An 857-nucleotide genomic window follows, 5' to 3' on the forward strand; every position below is an offset into this window, starting at 1 on the left:
CGCCCCCTCCGCCGTCCAGGCCCGGCCCGACGGCGAGGAGCGAATCGGGTTGACAGCCTCGCCGCCTCCGTCGCCTACTGGCCACCGGGCGCGCGGCCGGCGCGGGCCCTACCGGCGGCAGGCGAAGGACGACGTGGAACCGACCGACACCCTCGACTGGGGTGAACTCGACGAGCAGCACCTCGCCGCGCTGACCGGGCTGGCCGAGGCCTGTCTGGCGGCCGACGGCGGCCTGCCGCTCTTCACCACGCCACCGCTGCTGCGCGCGCGGCTGCTCCAGACGTACACGCTCGGCGCCTGGCACGACGGTCTGCTCGTCGCCGCCGCCGGGGTCGGGAACACGGCGCCGCCCGGTGCCGGCGCGGGACCGGCCACCGTGACCGGTCTGGTGCACCCGGACCGGCGTGGGCAGGGGCTCGGCACCCGCCTGGTCGGCTGGGCGGCCGAGCGGGCCGGCGACGCCGACCTGCTGCTGACCACCGAGACCTGGAGCGTCGACGCGGACCGCCTCCTCATGGCCCACGGCTTCCACCGGACCTTCGCCGAGGCGGTGCTGCGGCACGACCTGGCCGCCCCGCCGGCCGTGACCCCGCCGGACGCGGTGCGGACCGAGCCGGTGACCGCCGGGATCGGCGCGGAGCTCTTCGCCACGTACTGCGCGGCGTTCGCCGGCCGGCCGGGCTTCGTGACGCCCGACGCCGACGAGTGGCTGGGGGAGCTGCGGGACGACGACGAGTACCGGCCGGACCTGTCCCTGCTGGCCCGTGCGCCGGACGGGCAGCCCGTCGGCTTCGTGAACGTCATCGGCACCTGGGTCGACCAGGTCGGCGTGGTGCCGGCGTGGCGGGGGCGGCGGG

1 protein-coding gene is annotated in these 857 nt (G+C 77.5%); it reads left to right on the top strand.

Annotated features, from left to right (window positions below):
* Positions 1 to 133: 133 nt before the first annotated feature.
* Positions 134 to 857 (top strand): GNAT family N-acetyltransferase (locus E1211_RS32195; RefSeq protein ID WP_132354019.1); only part of this gene is annotated, 724 nt, incomplete at its 3' end.

Origin of the sequence: Micromonospora sp. 15K316, assembly GCF_004348525.1 — a bacterium.
In the GTDB taxonomy this organism is placed as follows: Bacteria; Actinomycetota; Actinomycetes; order Mycobacteriales; family Micromonosporaceae; genus Micromonospora.